This window comes from Variovorax sp. V118, assembly GCF_041154445.1.
GTDB classification, from domain to species: Bacteria; Pseudomonadota; Gammaproteobacteria; order Burkholderiales; family Burkholderiaceae_C; genus Variovorax; species Variovorax boronicumulans.
The window spans coordinates 2,958,607-2,976,714 of record NZ_AP028663.1; the positions used below are offsets into that span (position 1 = coordinate 2,958,607).

The 18,108-nt window shown below is 67.5% G+C and carries 7 protein-coding genes; 3 read left to right on the plus strand and 4 right to left on the minus strand.

What is annotated here, in order from left to right:
* Positions 1 to 5: 5 nt before the first annotated feature.
* Positions 6 to 2,630 carry an alanine--tRNA ligase gene (alaS, locus tag ACAM52_RS13760; RefSeq protein ID WP_369647325.1) on the minus strand — a complete coding sequence of 875 codons (2,625 nt, stop codon included), beginning with the start codon at positions 2,628 to 2,630 and terminating at the stop codon, positions 6 to 8.
* Between the two features lie 261 nt (positions 2,631 to 2,891).
* On the opposite strand from alaS, the gene ACAM52_RS13765 reads away from it, so the two are divergent.
* The 3 genes from ACAM52_RS13765 (at position 2,892) to ACAM52_RS13775 (ending at position 5,511) form a co-directional block, all read left to right on the plus strand.
* The gene (locus ACAM52_RS13765; RefSeq protein WP_369647326.1) at positions 2,892 to 3,713 is read left to right on the plus strand and encodes a ferritin-like domain-containing protein; all 822 of its coding nucleotides are present in this window, start codon (positions 2,892 to 2,894) and stop codon (positions 3,711 to 3,713) included.
* Between the two features lie 763 nt (positions 3,714 to 4,476).
* A complete protein-coding gene (locus ACAM52_RS13770) occupies positions 4,477 to 4,713 on the plus strand; it encodes a hypothetical protein (protein ID WP_095744972.1) in 237 nt (78 codons plus the stop codon).
* A gap of 3 nt (positions 4,714 to 4,716) precedes the next feature.
* Positions 4,717 to 5,511, plus strand: a complete 795-nt coding sequence (locus tag ACAM52_RS13775) for a winged helix-turn-helix domain-containing protein (RefSeq protein ID WP_369647327.1) — start codon at positions 4,717 to 4,719, stop codon at positions 5,509 to 5,511.
* 39 nt (positions 5,512 to 5,550) lie between these two features.
* Here the strand turns inward: ACAM52_RS13775 and ACAM52_RS13780 are convergent, their stop codons facing one another.
* Genes ACAM52_RS13780 through ACAM52_RS13790 form a run of 3 tightly spaced genes read right to left on the minus strand, consistent with a single transcriptional unit; the run spans position 5,551 to position 17,872 of the window.
* On the minus strand, positions 5,551 to 5,988 hold the full coding sequence (locus ACAM52_RS13780) for a hypothetical protein (RefSeq protein WP_369647328.1): 438 nt from the start codon (positions 5,986 to 5,988) through the stop codon (positions 5,551 to 5,553).
* A 2-nt stretch (positions 5,989 to 5,990) separates the two neighbouring features.
* On the minus strand, positions 5,991 to 6,851 hold the full coding sequence (locus tag ACAM52_RS13785) for an OmpA family protein (protein ID WP_095747570.1): 861 nt from the start codon (positions 6,849 to 6,851) through the stop codon (positions 5,991 to 5,993).
* Positions 6,852 to 6,877: 26 nt separating this feature from the next.
* Positions 6,878 to 17,872, minus strand: coding sequence for an ESPR-type extended signal peptide-containing protein (locus ACAM52_RS13790; RefSeq protein WP_369647329.1), 10,995 nt, complete (start codon positions 17,870 to 17,872; stop codon positions 6,878 to 6,880).
* Positions 17,873 to 18,108: the final 236 nt, after the last annotated feature.

Genomic DNA, 18,108 nt, shown 5'->3' on the forward strand with positions numbered 1-18,108 from the left:
GGACCTCAGGTCCGTTGGGCGACCCAGGCCTGCACCGATTGCAGCGCGGCCGGCAGGCCCGCGGCGTCGGTGCCGCCGGCCATGGCCATGTCGGGCTTGCCGCCGCCCTTGCCGCCGACCTGCTGGGCCACGAAGTTGACCAGCTCGCCGGCCTTGACCTTGGCGATGCTGTCGGCCGTGACGCCGGCCGCGATCTGCACCTTGTCGCCGTCCACGGCGGCCAGCACGATGGCGGCGGTCTTCAGCTTGTCCTTGAGCTTGTCCATGGTGTCGCGCAGCGTCTTGGCGTCGGCGCCGTCGAGCTTGGCCGCGAGCACCTTGATGCCGTTGACGTCCACCGCCTGCGCGATGAGCTCGTCGCCCTTGGACGACGCGAGCTTGCCCTTGAGCGCGCCCACTTCGCGTTCGAGCGTCTTGACCTGCTCGAGCACCTGCGAGAGACGGCCCTGCAACTCGGCGGCCGGCGACTTGAGCGTGGCGGCCACGCTGTGCACGGTCGATTCGAGGTCTTGCAGGTACGACAGCGCATTGGCGCCTGTAACGGCCTCGATGCGGCGCACGCCGGCGGCCACGCCGCCTTCGCTGACGATCTTGAACAGGCCGATGTCGCCCGTGCGGCCCACGTGGGTGCCGCCGCACAGTTCGCGGCTGGTGCCGATGTCGAGCACGCGCACGGTCTCGCCGTACTTCTCGCCGAACAGCATCATGGCGCCGGTCTTCTGGGCCGATTCGAGGTCCATCACGCGGGCCTGCGTGGGCGCGTTGTCGAGGATCTCGGCGTTGACGCGCTTCTCGATCTCGAGGATCTGCTCGCGTGTGACGGGGGCGTTGTGCGCGAAGTCGAAGCGCGTCTTGTCGGCGTCGACCAGCGAGCCCTTCTGCTGCACGTGGTCGCCCAGCACTTCGCGCAGGGCCTTGTGCATCAGGTGGGTGACCGAGTGGTTGCGCATGGTGGCGGCGCGGCGCGCGGTGTCGACCGCGGCCTTGACCGTGTCGCCGACCTTCAGCGTGCCCTGGGTCTGCGTGCCGTGGTGGCCGAACACGTCGGCCTTGATCTTCTGCGTGTCGTCGACACCGAACTGCACGCCTTCGGCCACGAGCACGCCCTGGTCGCCGACCTGGCCGCCGCTCTCCGAATAGAACGGCGTGGTGTCGAGCACCACGATGCCGCTCTGGCCTTCCTTCAGTTCGTCGACGGCCACGCCGTCGAGGTACAGCGCGACGACCTTGGCGTTGGCTTCGAGGTGGTCGTAGCCGGTGAAGGTGTTGCCCGCGCCGGCGTACTCGACGTTGCGGTCCATCTTGAACTTGCCGGCGGCACGGCCCGCGGCCTTCTGCTTTTCCATGGCAGCGTGAAAGCCCGCTTCGTCGACGCTCAGGCCGCGCTCGCGGCACACGTCGGCCGACAGGTCGAGCGGGAAGCCGTAGGTGTCGTGCAGCTTGAAGGCCACGTCGCCCGGCAGCACCTTGGCGTCGCCGGCCAGCGCCGCGTCGAGGATTTCCATGCCGTTGGCCAACGTTTCGAAGAACCGTTCTTCCTCGGCCTTCAGCGTGTCGATGATGCGTTTCTCGTCGGCCACCAGCTTGGGGTAGGCGTCGCCCATGAGCTTCACGAGGTCGGGCACCAGCTTGTGGAAGAAGGGCTTCTTCTGGCCCAGCTTGTAGCCGTGGCGGATCGCGCGGCGCACGATGCGCCGCTGCACGTAGCCGCGGCCTTCGTTCGACGGAATGACGCCGTCGGCCACCAGGAAGGAGGTGGCGCGGATGTGATCGGCGATCACGCGCAGCGAGTTGTTCGACAGGTCTTGCGTGCCGGTTTCGCGGCCGGCGGCCTTGATGAGCGCGTCGAAGATGTCGATTTCGTAGTTGCTGTGCACGTGCTGCAGGATCGCCGCCAGGCGCTCCAGGCCCATGCCGGTGTCGACGCAGGGTGCGGGCAGTTTCTTGACCGAGCCGTCGGGCTGCATGTCGAACTGCATGAACACGTTGTTCCAGATCTCGATGTAGCGGTCGCCGTCTTCATCGGGCGAGCCGGGCGGGCCGCCGGGGATCTCGGGGCCGTGGTCGTAGAAGATCTCGGAGCACGGACCGCACGGGCCCGTGTCGGCCATCATCCAGAAGTTGTCGGACATGTAGCGACCGCCCTTGTTGTCGCCGATGCGCACGACGCGCTCGGGCGGCAGGCCGATTTCCTTGGTCCAGATGTCGTAGGCCTCGTCGTCCTCGATGTAGACGGTGGCCCAGAGTTTTTCGGCCGGCAGCTTGTAGACCTGGGTCAGCAGCTCGAAGGCCCACTTCAGCGAGTCGCGCTTGAAGTAGTCGCCGAAACTCCAGTTGCCCAGCATCTCGAAGAAGGTGTGGTGGCGCGCGGTGTAGCCCACGTTCTCGAGGTCGTTGTGCTTGCCGCCGGCACGCAGGCAGGCCTGCACCGAGGCGGCGCGCACGTAGGGGCGCTTGTCTTCGCCGAGGAACACGTCCTTGAACTGGACCATGCCCGAGTTCGTGAACATGAGCGTCGGGTCGTTGCCCGGCACCAGCGAGCTCGAAGGCACCACCGTGTGGCCCTTGGAGGCGAAGAAATCGAGAAAGGTCTTGCGGATGTCCGCGACCGTGAATGTGGGCTGGCTCATCTTTGGATTTCGTCTGCTGTCGGGGGCGGCCTGGCGATGGCGACCCTGCGTCGAAACCACTGCGTTGAACCGGCCTAACTGCTTGATTTGCTTGAACAATCGATTATAGGTTTGCGCATGGTGCCCGGGCCCGCCGCGGGCCTTGCGCACGCGCGATCCGGGAGCCGGGGCTAATATGGACGGCTGAAGCGGTGCGCGCCCTCCCCGGCTGCAGCCTGTTTCTTCCCTGTTTTCATCGGCAACATGAATCAAGGAGCACGCATGGCGGGTCAGGCGTCGGAACACTGGAAGATCGAAGACCTCGATTTCTCCCGCATCGCACGCGAGCAGGTGCGCACGGACGAGAACCTCTTCTACCTGGTGGCGTCGGCCTCCTTCATCGAGAGCGGCTCCGACCTGTACACGCAGAACCTGGTCGATTTCTTCCGCGGCGACGACGAGGTCACCGAGTGGCTGTCGAACCACTGGGAGCAGGAAGAGCTGCAGCACGGCCGGGCCCTGCGCGCCTACGTGGACCACGTCTGGCCCGAATTTCCCTGGGAAACGGCCTACCGCGGCTTCCTCGACGAGTACGCCACCTACTGCAAGGTCGAGCTGCTGGCCCCGACCCGCGCCCTGGAAATGACGGCCCGCTGCGTGGTCGAGACCGGCACCGCCACCTACTACCGGGCCATGGCCCGCAGCACCACCGAGCCGGTGCTGCGCGACCTCGCCACCCGCATCGCGACCGACGAGGTCAACCACTACAAGCACTTCTACCGGTTCTTTCGCCGCTACCGCGCGCAGGAGCGGCTGAACCGTTTCCGCGTGATGGGCACCATCGGCCGACGCACGCTGGAGCTGAAAAGCGAGGACGCCGACTGCGCCGTCCGCCACGTGCTGCAGGCCCGCGCCCCGCACCGCGCCGGCGACGCGGCCTACGTGCAGCAGCTGAACGCGCACATGAACCGCACCATCCGCACCCACCTGAGCCCCGCCGCCACGCTGAAGATGCTGATGCGCCCGCTGGAGCTGCCGGCCCGGGTCCAGACGGTGATCCAGTACCCGATCCGGCAGTTCATGGAGCATGTCTTCCTGCGCTGACGGGCCCCAAACCCCAGAAAACCCCAGAAAACCCCAGAAAACCCCAGAAAACGCCGGAAAGCGCGCAAAAAAAACCCAGCACGATGCTGGGCTGAATCTCTGGATTGCTGTCACGCACAGAGAACCCGCACTTGAAGCGAGTCCGCAAAATTTAGAGCCCGGGCCGCCCCCGGCTTGTCGGACAACACCGACAGTTCTGCACGATCGTTCGGACCGAGGGTATCCCCCGAAGCTCGAAAAAGTGCCAAATTCTTCACACTTTTTAACTTGTCCTACGGTTACGACATTTTTCAGCTGACATGCTGGGCGCGCGTCCTCGCCGAGGATGCACTTGCTGTCACGCAACAGGGCCGCAAAAGAAGAGCTCTCTGTTTGCCTTAGAGCGCGCCCCTTCGGGGGCCCCTCGAGATACCCGCTCCGGCGGGTATTTTTTTGCCCGCCGCCGGGCCGCCCGTCGCCCTACCACATCGCCATGACGGGTTTTCCCAATCCGGTGGGGACAATGTTGTGGAAAACCGTGTGTGCAGCGCGCGAAACCCTTGCCTGGCGGGGCCTGCAACGCGGTGCCTGCGAAAGAGGCAGCGAAGGTAAAAAACCCGGAAAAATATTTTTCCCGCCCGTTTTCCCCTCCGAGACCGGTCCGCCGCCGCCCCGAACGGCGCTGAAAGAATTCATCAGACTCCCACCCCGAAGCCCCCGCTAGCATCGAACGACCCGGGCGGCCAGCCTGCGCCGCGCCGGGGACCCAAGGGAGCAAAACATCGTGAAGTGGATCGTGGCTGGCTTTGTGGCGCTGGTTTTCTCAGTGCTGTCGTTCAACGCATTCATTGCCAACGACCTGAGCCGCCAGACCCGCGGCAACCGGCTCATCGCCATGCTGACCGACCTGTACGGCTGGCTGATGGGCACCCTGGGCGCCGTGCCGACGGGCGTGCTGTTCGCCGCGTGCGCCGTGGGCATCGTGGTGCTGGCGGTCCGGGACGGCAAGAAGGCGTCCTGAGCCATGCCGGTGACCACGCGCGTGGCCCTGCTCGACCCGCAAGGCACCACCGGACCGCAGCTGCTGCACAGCCTGCCCCGCCTGGGCTACGACACCCTCCAGTTCTCGAGTGCAGGCGACTTCTTTGCGTTGCTGGACAGCGGCCAGCCGATCGACCTGCTGCTCCTGGTGGTCGAGAACGAGCTGGCTTCGCGCAGCCTCTTCGCCGCCTGCCGGGCGCTGAACATCCCGACGCTGCTCATCGTGCGCGACAGGCGCTGGGAGCAGCTCATGCCCTGGCGCGACGCGCCGGGCTGGGACGACTTCATCGAGCTGCACGGCGCCGGCATCGACGACGCCATCAACGAGCTGGCCTGGCGCATGCGCACCCTGCTGCTGCGCGCCCGGCAGGCCGCGCAGACCGCCAGCCTCGGCGCGGCGAGCTGGGGCCCCTACCGCTTTCTCGACATGGCCCACACGGTGCTGCTGCACGAGCGGCGCATCCGCCTGCAGCCGCGCCAGTACGCCTTCGCCGTCACGCTGTTCCGCAACGCCGGCCAGGTGATCACGCGCGAGTGGCTGTGGCAGTCGATCTGGGACAAGACCACGCCGTATGAAGGCACGCGCGTGCTCGACGTGTGCGCGGCCAACATCCGCAAGCGCCTGGACCTGTGCGCCGCGAACGGCTACGAGCTGCGCGCGGTCTACAAGCAGGGCTACCGGCTGGTGTCGGTGTTGCCCGGACGCGAACCCGTCAAGGAGAGGGAGTTCACGCGAAGAGGCCGGCCACGCCATGCCGCCCTTGCCGTGAATTGCTGACAGGCCCGGCCCCGCAGCGGGCCGGGCCCCGGGCGCGCGTCAGGCGTCCGCCCCCACGCGAATCAGCCGCGCCGGCTTCAGCCGGCCGTCCAGCGACCCCAGCCAGACGCCCAGATCCTCGTTCGACACGGGCGTCAGCAGCAGCTCGAAAGAACGCTGCGCGCGCACCGCGACGGGCACCGACTCCACGCTCTCCAGCTCCGAGCGGTGCGTGAGGTACAGCAGCGGCAGCATCCAGTCGGCCGCCTGGTGCATGGCGGGCACGCGCGCCACCGTCTTCTGCGCGTCGGCGTGCAGCCCCACGATCACCCCGTCGAAGCGCTGCCCCACCTCCAACGCCTGGATCAGGTCGGCGATGCGCACGAACGGAATAAAGTCGGCCCCCAGCGCCGTCAGCGAGTTGCCGGTACAGGCGCGCTGCAAGGCGTCGGAATCGACCAGCGCGATCCGGTACCCCGAGGGAGCAGGCGCGTTCATCGTCACTGCTCCCCTGCGATGTCAAGCTCGACGCGCCGGTTGGGCTGCAGGCACTGCAGCAGCGCCGGCGTGCTGCGGCTGCCTTCGCAGTCGGACACCACCGGCTGGCGCTTGCCCATGCCCGCGGTGCGGATCAGCTTGCGGTCCAGCCCCTGCTGCACCAGCAGGTCGCGCACGGTGTTGGCGCGCTCCAGCGACAGCGCCTCGTTGTAGGCGTCGCCGCCCAGCCGGTCGGTGTGGCCCGTCACCACGATGTAGTGCAGCGAGCGGAAGTTGTTGCGCAGCTCGACGGCCAGGTGCTCCAGCCGCGTGCGGCCCGCGGGCTGCAGGTCGGTGAGCGAGGCGCCGTCGAAGCGGAACAGGCCGTCCGCATTGAGCGTGACCTTCTGCGGCGGCGCCAGCTTGGTGCTGGCCGGGATCGGCGTGGCCGCCGGTGGCTGCGCGAGCAAGGCGCAGTCGGGGTTCTTCCACCAGCCGCCGGTCATCAGCTCGCTGCCGTTGAAACGCACCATGTACTGGCAGGTGACGTGCTCGCTGCCCTTGCCCGTGTAGAAGTGGAAGATGTAGTTCCACTCGCGCACGCCCCACAGGCCTTCGCTGAAGTGCGGCCAGCCCAGCAGCTCGCGCAGCTGGTCCTTGCCCATGCCCGGGCGCACGCGCTGGAACTTCTCGGTGCCCGGGAAGGCGCCCTGCTTCCACTTCGCGCTGTCCAGCGCCGGAAACTCCTCGGGCCTGGGTGCCGCGGGCTTCTCGGCCGCGGCGCGCGCCTGCGCGTCCTTGTCGATGGCGGCGCCGGGCGAGGCGCAGCCCTGCAGGGCCGCAAGCAAGGCCGCCAGTGCGACCGCGGACAGGGTTCGGTTCATCTGCTTCATTCTTTTTCTCTCCCGCTTCAATTGAAGACCCACTCGGCGCCGACCGTGGCCGCGGCCCCGGCGCGGCTCATGCCCACGCCGCCGGTCACGCTCCAGCCGTTGTTCTCGGCCGTGCGGCGGAAGCTGATGCCCACCGCGCTCTCGCCCTTGAACGTGCCGTAGCCCACGCGCATCACCGTCTTGCCCGGCACCGAGGTGCCCGGCATCTGCACGGCCATGGCGGCGGCCACGCCGGCATACGCGTTCTTGGCGGTGTTGCGCAGCTCGTTGCCCAGCGCGTTGGTGCGCGCGTCGGTGTAGGCCATGCCGGCGGCGCCGGCCTGGTTCAGCTGCTGCACGTTGACCGCGTCGGTGGGCGCCACGCCCGGCGCCACGTTCTGCACCGTGACCGGGCCGGTGGAGGCCCCGTTGCCCATGGTCACGCTGTTGTAGTTGACGCTTCCGTCCACGTTCGTGTCGTAGCGCACCGCGCTTTGCTGCACGGCCTGCAACTGGCGCACGTTCACCGCGTCGGTGGCCTGCGTACCACCGGCCACGTTGGTGATCTGGCGTTCGTTGCCGGCCGAACCGACCGACACCGCGCCCTGCGCCGACTGCACCACGGTGTTCGAGAACATCTCGCGCTGCCCGTTCATGCCCGCGCGGTTGGCCACCGCGCCGTCGCCCAGCGCCACGCTGTTGGCCGTGCTGGCCGTGCTGTTGGCACCCAGCGCGATGCTGCCGGCCGCCTTGGCCTGCGCGTTGTTGCCGGTGGCGATGGCGTTGTTGCCCAGCGCGACCGCGTTCGGGCCGATGGCCACGCTCTCGGCGCCGGCGGCGTTCGAGTCGGCCGCCTTCGAGTTGGCGTGGAAGTACTTGATGCCGCCGCCACCGGTGGTCATGTTGTTGATCGCCTGGTTCGTCGCGTACAGCTGGCTGCCGTTCACCGCGTCGGTGCTGGTGGCGCTGATCTCGCCGGCCGCGACGTTGGTGAGCTGGCGCTCGGCATCCTTCGAACCGACGCTGACCACGCCCACCGGCTTGGTGCCGGCGAACTGGTAGGTCGTGCCCTGGAGCGTGACCTCCTTGGTGGGCTTGGCCTCCGCCGTGGTGGCGTCGTTGCCCAGCGCCACGCTGTTCTTCGTCGTGACCACGGCGCCCGTGCCGATCGCCACGCCCTGGTCGGCCTTGACGGCCGCGCCCGAGCCCACCGCCGTGCTGTCGGTGCCCGTGGACGTGGGCGCCACGTAGGTCGTCGGCGAACCGGTGATCCACTTGCTGCCCGCCGCCGCGGCCTGGCTGGCCACCGCCTGCAGCTGCGCCACGTTCACGGCGTCGCTCGGCGCGGAGCCGGCGGCCACGCCAGTGATCTGGCGGAACACGCCGTGGGCCGCGTCGCCCACGCCGACCGCACCCACGGTGCTGGTGGTGGCGGCGATGGCGTCCGCCTGCGCGGTGGTCGCCTCCGGCGGCACATAGCCCTTCACGCCGGCCGCGCGGTCGGCCACCGAGCCTGCGCCCAATGCCGCACCACCCGTCGCTGTGGCTGTGCTGCCTGCACCTACTGCCACGCTCACATCGCCGACAGCGGCGCTCGCCGCGCCCATCGCGACGCTTGCCACGCCCGAGGCGTTCGAGGCCGCGCCCGCGGCCACGCTGCCGTTGCCTGCAGCCCGCGCCCAGGCGCCGAAGGCCGCGCTGTCGATGCCGTCCGCGGTCGAGAAGTAGCCCACCGCCGTGCTGCGGTCGCCCATCGCCCAGGCGGCATTGCCGATCGACGTGGCGCTGACGCCCGCGGCCTGCGCCGCCGTGCCCATCGCCACCGCGTTGACGGCCGTCGCCTGCGCGTCCTTGCCCGCGGCGATCGCGTCGGCGCCCGTGGCACCGTCGTTGTTCTCGTTGCCGCCGCCGGTCGAGTTCACGCTGTAGTACTTGGTCTTGCTCTCGGCGACCGTGTCCTTCAGTTGGCTGACGTTCACCGCGTCGGTGCCGGCCACGCCGGGTGCCACGTTGGTGATCACCTTGCCGCCCGCGTCGACCCCCGCCGTGGTCACGCTCGGACCGCCGACGATGGTCAGGCCGGTGGCGCCGAGGGTGACGTTCGGGCCGACGGTCACGCCGGCGTTGTTCATCACCGTGTCGCCGGTGGTCACGCTGTCGAACTTCACGTCCTTGGCCGTGGCCACGGTCAGCGTGTTGCCGTTGCGCGTGACCACCATGTTGTCGCCATTGGCGAAGTTGGCCGTGCCACCGGGTGCGATGTTCTGCGGCGTCGCCTCGCCGTTCGCGCTCAGGTTCCAGCCCTTGCTGGCCGTGGCATCGACCAGCTTGAGCTGCTCTTCGGTGGCCGCGCGGCCCACGGTCGCGAAGCTCGGGTCGGTCAGCGTCTTGTTGCTCAGGCCCTGGATGTCGTTGCTGACGCCGCTGAGCTTGACGGTACCGCTGGTGACGCCGCCGGCTGCCACTGCGGTGGTGGTCGTGCCGTTGTTGACCGTCAGGCCCGTGGTGTTCAGCACGCTCTGTCCCACGGTCACGCTGTTGTTGACCTTCACGTCGTCGGCCAGCTTGAAGTCGAGGTTCGTGCCGTTGCGCGTGATCGTGACGTTGCTGTCCGAGTTGCTGAAGTCGACCTTGCCGCCTGGCGCGACATTGCCGCCGGTGGCTTCGCCATTGGCTGCGACATTCCAGCCTGCGCTGGCCGTGTCGTTGACCTGCTTCAGTTGCTCTTCCGTCGCAGCACGGCCCACAGTCGCGAAGCTCGGGTCGGTCAGCGTCTTGTTGCTCAGGCCCTGGATGTCATTGCTGACGCCGCTGAGCTTGACGGTGCCGCTGGTGACGCCACCCGCCGCGACGGCCGTGGTGGTCGTGCCGTCGTTCACGGTCAGGCCCGTGGTGTTGAGCACGCTCTGGCCCACGGTCACGCTGTTGTTGACTTTCACGTCGTTGGCCAGCTTGAAGTCGAGGTTCGTGCCGGTGCGCGTGATGGCGATGTTGCTGTCCGAGTTGCTGAAGTCGACCTTGCCGCCTGGAGCGACATTGCCGCCCGTGGCTTCGCCATTGGCTGCGACATTCCAGCCTGCGCTGGCGGTGTCATTGACGATCTTGAGCTGTTCTTCCGTGGCCCCGCGGCCCACGGTCGCGAAGCTCGGGTCGGTCAGTGTCTTGTTGCTCAGGCCTTGGATGTCATTGCTGACGCCGCTGAGCTTGGCGGTGCCGCTGGTGACGCCGCCGGCTGCAACAGCCGTGGTGGTCGTGCCATCGTTCACCGTCAGACCCGTGGTGTTGAGCACGCTCTGCCCCACCGTCACGCTGTTGTTGACCTTCACGTCGTCAGCGAGCTTGAAGTCGAGGTTCGTGCCGCTGCGCGTGATCGTGACGTTGCTGTCGGAGTTGCTGAAGTCGACCTTGCCGCCAGGAGCGACATTGCCGCCGGTGGCTTCGCCGTTGGCCGCGACATTCCAGCCTGCGCTGGCGGTGTCGTTGACCTTCTTCAGTTGCTCTTCGGTCGCTGCACGTCCCGCCGTCGCGAAGCTCGGATCGGTCAACGTCGTGTTGCTGAGACCCTTGATGTCGTTGGTGACACCGCTGAGGTTCACGCTGCCGCTGGTCACGCCGCCTGCGGCCACCGCAGTGGTCGTGGTGCCGTTGTTGACCGTCAGGCCCGTGGTGTTGAGCACGCTTTGGCCTACGGTCACGCTGTTGTTGACCTTGACGTCATCGGCCAGCTTGAAGTCCAGGTTCGTACCGCTTCGCGTGATGGCGATGTTGCTGTCCGAATTGCTGAAGTCCACCTTGCCGCCCGGCGCGACGTTGCCGCCCGTGGCCTCGCCGTTGGCCGCGACATTCCAGCCTGCGCCGGCGGTGTCGTTGACCTTCTTCAGTTGCTCTTCAGTGGCCGCACGGCCCACCGTCGCAAAGCTCGGGTCGGTCAATGTCGTGTTGCTGAGACCCTGGATGTCGTTGGTGACACCGCTGAGGTTCACGCTGCCGCTGGTCACGCCGCCGGCGGCAACCACCGTGGTCGTGGTGCCGTTGTTCACAGTCAGGCCCGTGGTGTTAAGCACGCTCTGGCCCACGGTCACGCTGTTGTTGACCTTCACATCGTCCGCCAACTTGAAGTCGAGATTCGTGCCGGTGCGCGTGATCGCGATGTTGCTGTCGGAGTTGCTGAAGTCGACCTTGCCGCCCGGCGCGACATTGCCACCCGTGGCCTCGCCGTTGGCCGCCACGTTCCAGCCTGCGCTGGCCGTGTCGTTGACGATCTTGAGCTGCTCTTCAGTCGCTGCACGGCCCACCGTCGCGAAGCTCGGATCGGTCAATGTCTTGTTGCTCAGACCCTGGATGTCATTGCTGACGCCGCTCAGGTTGACCGTCCCACTGGTCACGCCGCCGGCGGCAACCGCCGTGGTGGTCGTGCCGTTGTTGACTGTCAGGCCGGTGGTGTTGAGCACGCTCTGGCCGACCGTCACGCTGTTGTTGACCTTCACGTCATCCGCCAGCTTGAAATCGAGATTCGTGCCCGTGCGGGTGATCGCGATGTTGCTGTCCGAGTTGCTGAAGTCGACCTTGCCGCCAGGCGCCACATTGCCACCCGTGGCCTCACCGTTCGCTGCCACGTTCCAGCCTGCGCTGGCCGTGTCATTGACGATCTTGAGCTGTTCTTCCGTAGCCCCACGGCCCACCGTCGCAAAGCTTGGATCAGTCAGCGTCTTGTTGCTCAAACCCTGGATGTCGTTGGTCACGCCACTCAGGTTGACCGTCCCGCTGGTCACGCCGCCTGCCGCGACCGCGGTGGTGGTCGTGCCGTTGTTGACCGTCAGACCCGTGGTGTTGAGAACGCTCTGGCCCACGTTCACGCTGTTGTTGACCTTCACGTCGTCAGCGAGCTTGAAGTCAAGGTTCGTACCGCTGCGGGTGATCGTGACGTTGCTGTCGGAGTTGCTGAAGTCCACCTTGCCGCCAGGCGCGACATTGCCGCCCGTGGCCTCGCCGTTGGCCGCCACGTTCCAGCCTGCGCTGGCCGTGTCATTGACGATCTTGAGCTGCTCTTCAGTGGCCGCACGGCCCACCGTCGCAAAGCTCGGATCGGTCAGCGTCTTGTTGCTCAGCCCCTGAATGTCGTTCGTCACCCCACTCAGCTTGACCGTCCCGCTGGTCACGCCACCGGCCGCAACGGCTGTGGTCGTCGTTCCATCGTTCACCGTCAGGCCCGTGGTGTTGAGCACGCTCTGGCCCACCGTCACGCTGTTGTTGACCTTCACATCGTCAGCCAGCTTGAAGTCGAGATCCGTGCCGGTGCGCGTGATCGCGATGTTGCCGTCCGAGTTGCTGAAGTCGACCTTGGCCCCTGGGGCCACATTGCCGCCCGTGGCTTCACCATTGGCAGCCACATTCCATCCCGCGTTGGCGGTCGCATCGACGGCCTTGAGCTGGCTCACGTTCACCGCATCCGTATCGATCGCGCCGGCCGCCACGTTGGTGATGCGCCGCTCGGCACCCACGCCGCCTATCGACACTTCGCCCACCGGCGTCGCGCCGGCGACCGACGTCGCGCCCGTCGGCACATAGGCCGCGTTCGCGTTCAACGTCGCCAGGTCCGTGGCCGTGGTGCTGTTGGCACCGAGCGCCACCGCGTTCGCGTAGGTGGCACTGGCATCGGTGCCGATGCTGACGCCGCTGTCGCCCGTGGCCTTTGCACGGTTGCCGATGGCAACGGTGTTGCTGGCGCTGATGTTCTCGCCCGCGTTCAAGCCGATCGCGACGTTGGCGCTGCCCTGGACCCCGCCGCCGGAAAGACCGCCCAGCGCCACGTTGAAGGCGCCGTTGGTGCCCTGCCCCGCGGAACTTCCGATGCCCACGTTGGAGAAACCGGTCGTGACTGCCCCGCCGTTCACGCCGATGCCGATGTTGGAGTCACCAGTGACGCGGGCGCCCGCGCTCAACCCGAGCGCGGTGTTGTTCCCGCCCGTCACCGACACACCCGCGCTGTTGCCGACGGCCGTGTTGTCCGCTCCCGCAACCTGCCGGCCCGCGGCGTACCCGACGAAGGTGTTGTGCGAGTTGCCAGCCGCCGTGCTGCCCGAGCCGGCCATGTTGCCGACCGCCACGGTGCCCACGCCCGCGGCCACGGCATCCACGCCTGCCGCGATCGCATTGATGCCGGTCGCGCCCTTGTTGTCGTAGTTGCCGCCCTGCGTGCCGTTGTCATTCACGCTGTAGTAGTGCGTCTGCGCGCCCTTGAGCTGGCTCACGTTCACTGCGTCGGTGTCGTCCGACCCGGCGGCCACGTTGGTGATGCGCCGCTCCTTGCCCGCGCTGCCCACCGACACCTCGCCCACCGGCGCGGTGCCGGCCACGGCCGTCGCGCCTGCCGGCACATAGGCGTTCTTGAGCGCCAGCGCGGCTGCGTCCTGCGTCGCCTTCGAATCCGCGCCCAGCGCCACGCTGTTGACGGCGGCAGCCTGCGCGCCATGACCGACGGCAACGCCGTCGTCCTTGCTGGCCACGGCGCTGTTGCCGATGCTCACCGTGTTGTTGGCAGTGATGCCGGCAAACGTCGCGGTGTCGACGATGCCTGCCAGGCTGCCGATGGCGATGTTGCTGCTGCCTGTGGTTCCAGCGCCGGCCAGGGCACCGATGCCGATGTTTGCATCGCCGACGACGGAGGCACCCGATAAGTCGCCCATGGCGATGTTGTCGTTGCCGGTCACGGACTGACCCGCACTGCCGCCAACCGCAGTGTTGTAGGTGCCCTTGGTCCCCATGCCGCTGTAAGCACCCATCGCCAGGTTGTAGTCGCCCTGGACGCTCTGGCCCGCCGCAATGCCGAACGCAGCGTTCGAGCTGCCGGCCACATCCTTGCCCGCAGCGGAACCCACCGCAGTGTTGCTGGACCCCACGACACCGCCACCCGCTTCGGTGCCGATGCCCACGTTGTTCTGGCCGGCCAGCCCGGCGCTGGCGCCCACGCCGGCCAGATAGCCGATGGACACGCTGCGCTCGCCGTTCGCCTGCGCGCCCACGCCCGCCGCCAGTGCGTTGATGCCGGTGGCGCCATCGTTGGCGTAGTTGCCGCCCTGCACGCCGTTGTCGTTCACGCTGTAGTAGTGCGTCTGCCCCGCCTTGAGCTGCGCGACGTTCACCGCATCGGTGGCTTGCGTGCCCGCTGCCACGTTCGTGATCTGGCGCGTCTGGCCATTGCCGCCGACGCTCACCGCGCCCAGCGTGCTCTTCCACGTGGCCGAGGTGTCCGTCGAGGCCAGGCCCGTGGCCGGGTCGAAGCCCGCCACGCCCTTGTCCGTGCTTGCCACCGACTTGCTGCCCAGCGCCACGCCATCAGCCACCGTCACGCTGGTCGAATCACCCAGCGCCGTCGCGTTGGCCACGTTCACGTTGACGTTGTTGCCCAGCACGAAGGTGTTGCTCGCCGCTGCGCCCAGCGTGTTGTTGTTGCCCACGCTATAGCTGTTGGCACCGTCGATGACGCTCGGGTCACCGATGGCGCCGCTGTTGTTGCCGTTGACGACGTTGCCCGTGCCGATGCTGATCGACTGAGCACCGACAGCCTTAGCGCCACTGCCAATGGCGATGGCATCCACAGCACTGGCCGTCGAACCTTTACCCACTGCGATTGTGCGATCGGCGTCGGTGATGGCCCTGTTGCCAATGGCCACGACATCGTTGAGCGCCAGAGTGCTCGGCGTAGCCGTGACGGCATTGCCATTGCGATCAGTGAACGTCCGAGCCGTGGTGTCAACAACATAGCCGGTCCCCGCCGACTGTCCAATCGTCACATTGTTGTTGCCAGCAATCGCAACCCCCGCTGCACTGCCGGAGGCTACATTGTTGTTGCCTACGCTGTAGGCTCCTGCGATCGCACCCGAAGCGGCATTCTGGTTGCCCTGCACCGCGTACATCGCCCCGTAACCGCTGGCGGCGTTGGCGTCTCCCCGGACACCATAGCCGGCTTGACGGCCGACCGCTGCGTTGTCGTCGCCCTTGGCTGACCGCCCGGCCTCCCACCCGACATAGGCATTGCCGCTCCCTGTGGCGCCATAACCCGAGAGGACGCCTGTATTGACGTTCTCGTCGCCCGTTAATCCAACCCCTGCATTGATGCCAACGTTGACGTTGTCCTTGCCCTTCATCCGCGTCCCGGCCTGCGAACCAACCGAAACATTTTGAGAGCCAACGGCATCTGTCGCTGCGCCCTGCCCGATCGCAACGATCTCATCGCCTGACGAATTCGCTCCTGCGTTCAAGCCGATGAAAAGCTGGTTGACTCCAGCACCTGCGCCTTGGCCTGCATTCATGCCGATGGCGATCGCCCGGTCATTGGAAGCCGTCGCTCCGCCGCCAATGGCTATGCCATCGTTGCCACTGACGGCGCTGGTGCCGATAGCGATCGAGTCGAACTTGCCCTGGGCACCGGCCAGCGCCTCCTTGCCAATGGCGATGCCGCGTTCGGCGCCGGCCACCGCGGCGCTGCCGATGCTCACCGTGTCGTTGGCTTCGACACCGAGGCCCGCCACGGAGCCCAGCGCCACATTGCTGTCGCCCTTGGTAAACGCGCCCGCAAACAAGCCGGAAGCGAGGTTCATCTGGCCCTCGACGCCAACACCGGCGTAGTAGCCCTGTGCGGTGTTATAGGCACCTTGCACGTCCCCGCCCGCGCCCTCTCCCACGCCGAGATTGAAGTCACCGGTGACGCGGTTGCCCGCGTTGCCACCTAGAGCGACGTTGCTAGTTCCGGTCACGTTCCTTCCCGCCTGACTCCCGAACGCGGCGTTGAAGGCACCGCTCGAGCCCTGCCCGGCATTCGGTCCCACGCTGAGCGAGTTGAGGCCATTGGCCTGGGCGCCCACGCCGACAGCGACTGTGTTGGCTCCGTTGGCCGCGGCGTTCACGCCCGCAGCCATGGCGTTAGTGCCGGTGGCACCGTCATTGGCATAGTTGCCGCCCGGCACGCCGTTGTCGTTGACGCTGTAGTAGTGCGTCTGGCCCGCCTTCAGTTGCGCGACGTTCACCGCATCGGTGGCTTGCGTGCCCGCCGCCACGTTCGTGATCTGCCGCGTCTGGCCATTGCCGCCGACGCTCACCGCGCCCAGCGTGCTCTTCCACGTGGCCGAGGTGTCCGTCGAGGCCTTGCCCGCGGCCGGGTCGAAGCCCGCCACGCCCTTGTCCGTGCTCGCCACCGACTTGCTGCCCAGCGCAGCGCCGTCAGCCACGGTCACGCTGGTCGAATCGCCCAGTGCCGTGGCATTGGCCACGTTGACATTGACGTTGTTGCCCAGCACGAAGGTATTGTTCGCCGCAGCGCCCAGCGTGTTGTTGTTGCCCACGCTGTAGCTGTTGGCGCCGTCGATCACGGTCGGGTCGCCGATGGCGCCGCTGTTGTTGCCGTTGACGGCGTTGCCGGTGCCGATGCTGATCGACTGCGTGCCGTTGGCCTGGGCACCCTTGCCCATGGCAATGGAGGCTTCGCCCTTCGCAAAGGCGCTATCGCCCACCGCCACGCTGGACACACCGAAAGCCTTGCTCGCCGTGCCGATGGCCACGGCGGCCTTGTCGCCGGCGACCGCCGACGAGCCCAGCGCCACGGCATCGTCGCCGGTGGCGCGCGACAGGTGGCCGATGGCCGTCGTGCGGCTGGCGTCGATGCCGGCCACGCCGTTGCGCTGGAACGCCTGGGTGACCGAGGTCTGCAGCTCGGCGGCGGTGACCAGCACGTTGCCGCTGCTGGCCTCGATGACGTTGCCGCTGGCGTCCAGGGTGTAGGTGCCGTCGGCCAGGCCGGCCTCGGTCACGCCGTGCTTGGCCAGAAAGCCCATGTACTCGGTCTGCGCCGCCAGGTTCGCCGCCTGCACGGCGGCCTGGGAGATCGGGGCGTTCGGGTCCTGCGCGGCCAGCGCCAGGTTGGCGCTCGCCAGGGTGCCGAGCGCGATGTTGTTGCTGCCCTTGGACTGCAAGCCCGCCATCGTGCCCTGGTTGATGTTCTGGTCGCCCGTCACGAACTGGCCGGCGCGCTGGCCCACCGCGACGTTGCGGCTGCCGGTCGACAGCCCGCCCGCGCCGTAGCCCATGCCGGCGTTCTCGTCGCCCTGCACGGACACGCCCGCCTGGTTGCCGACGTAGGAATTGCGCGCGCCATTGCCGGCCACGCCCGAGCCGCTGCCGACGAAGGTGTTGAGCGCATTGCTGAAATCGTTCGGGTCGGCCTTGGCGGGGCGGCCCATGCCCGCGAACGTGCCGATCGCGACGGTGTCGTAGCCGGCTTCGGCGCGCGAACCCAGCGCGGTGCCGCGTCCCTCGGCCTTGGCCGAGCCGCCCAAGGCGACCGAGTTGCCTTCGGTGGCGGAGGCATAGGTGCCGACCGCCACGGAACTCCAGTTCTCGGTCGGTCCGGTCAGGCGGTCGCCGCCGCTTGCAATGGCGGCGCGGCCGATGGCGATGTCGCCAAGCTTGTGCGCCTCGGCGCCGTTGCCCATGGCCACGGTGTCGTTCGCGAGCGCCTTGGCGTCGGGGCCGATCGCCACGCTGTTGGCGCCGATGGCGCCCGAGTTGGCCTGGGTCGAATTGCCGACGGCGGTCGAATTCACGTGCAGATAGGGCGTCTCGTCGACGCTCACCCAGCGCCCGCCCTTCCAGGTCACCAGGCCTTGCGTGAGGCCGTTGGTGGCGGTGCCGGGCGTGGTGTTGAAGAGCATCATCCCGTCGGCCGGCACGCCGCCGGGCAGGCCCCAGGTGATGGCGTCGGTGAGCGCGACGCGCGGCATCATCACGCCGCGGGTGTATGAGTTGATGTCGAGGACGGCACCGGGCACGGGGTCGGGCGACGCGTGCCCCGTGTAGTCGGTGATCGTCGCCTGCGCATTTGCGTTGCCGGCACCGCCCAACAGCACCGCTCCCATCACCCCGGCCGTGACGGCCGCACGCACCACGCTGCCGCGCTTGCCCCGCGCTCGGGTCGTTTCCGACGCGGCAACCCAAGCGCCCAGCGCTTCATTCCAGATGGATCGATAAGACTTGTTCATTTCCCCTGTTCCTCGGATGCAAGCCAGCCTTACTCCGCAGGATCGCGACATGGCGAGCGGAGATGACCGGAGATGTGGAGTGATCGGAGCGCCGGGTGGCGCTACAGGGGGCGGATGATGTCGAGGGCCTTCGAGGGTAGAAGGGCCGGCGTGAGGTTTGGTCAGATTTGCAGCCAGCTTTAGGCTGCATTTGTGAATTTCTTTACTACTTCATAACCATCGCCAACAATGTTGAT

Bases quoted from the DNA above. Each gene is read 5' to 3' on its own strand.
- ACAM52_RS13765 (WP_369647326.1), top strand. From the start codon at position 2,892: ATGGCGGGTCAGGCGTCGGAACACTGGAAGATCGAAGACCTCGATTTC.
- ACAM52_RS13775 (WP_369647327.1), top strand. From the start codon at position 4,717: ATGCCGGTGACCACGCGCGTGGCCCTGCTCGACCCGCAAGGCACCACC.
- ACAM52_RS13780 (WP_369647328.1), bottom strand. From the start codon at position 5,988: ATGAACGCGCCTGCTCCCTCGGGGTACCGGATCGCGCTGGTCGATTCC.
- ACAM52_RS13790 (WP_369647329.1), bottom strand. From the start codon at position 17,872: ATGAACAAGTCTTATCGATCCATCTGGAATGAAGCGCTGGGCGCTTGG.
- alaS (WP_369647325.1), bottom strand. From the start codon at position 2,630: ATGAGCCAGCCCACATTCACGGTCGCGGACATCCGCAAGACCTTTCTC.
- ACAM52_RS13785 (WP_095747570.1), bottom strand. From the start codon at position 6,851: ATGAACCGAACCCTGTCCGCGGTCGCACTGGCGGCCTTGCTTGCGGCC.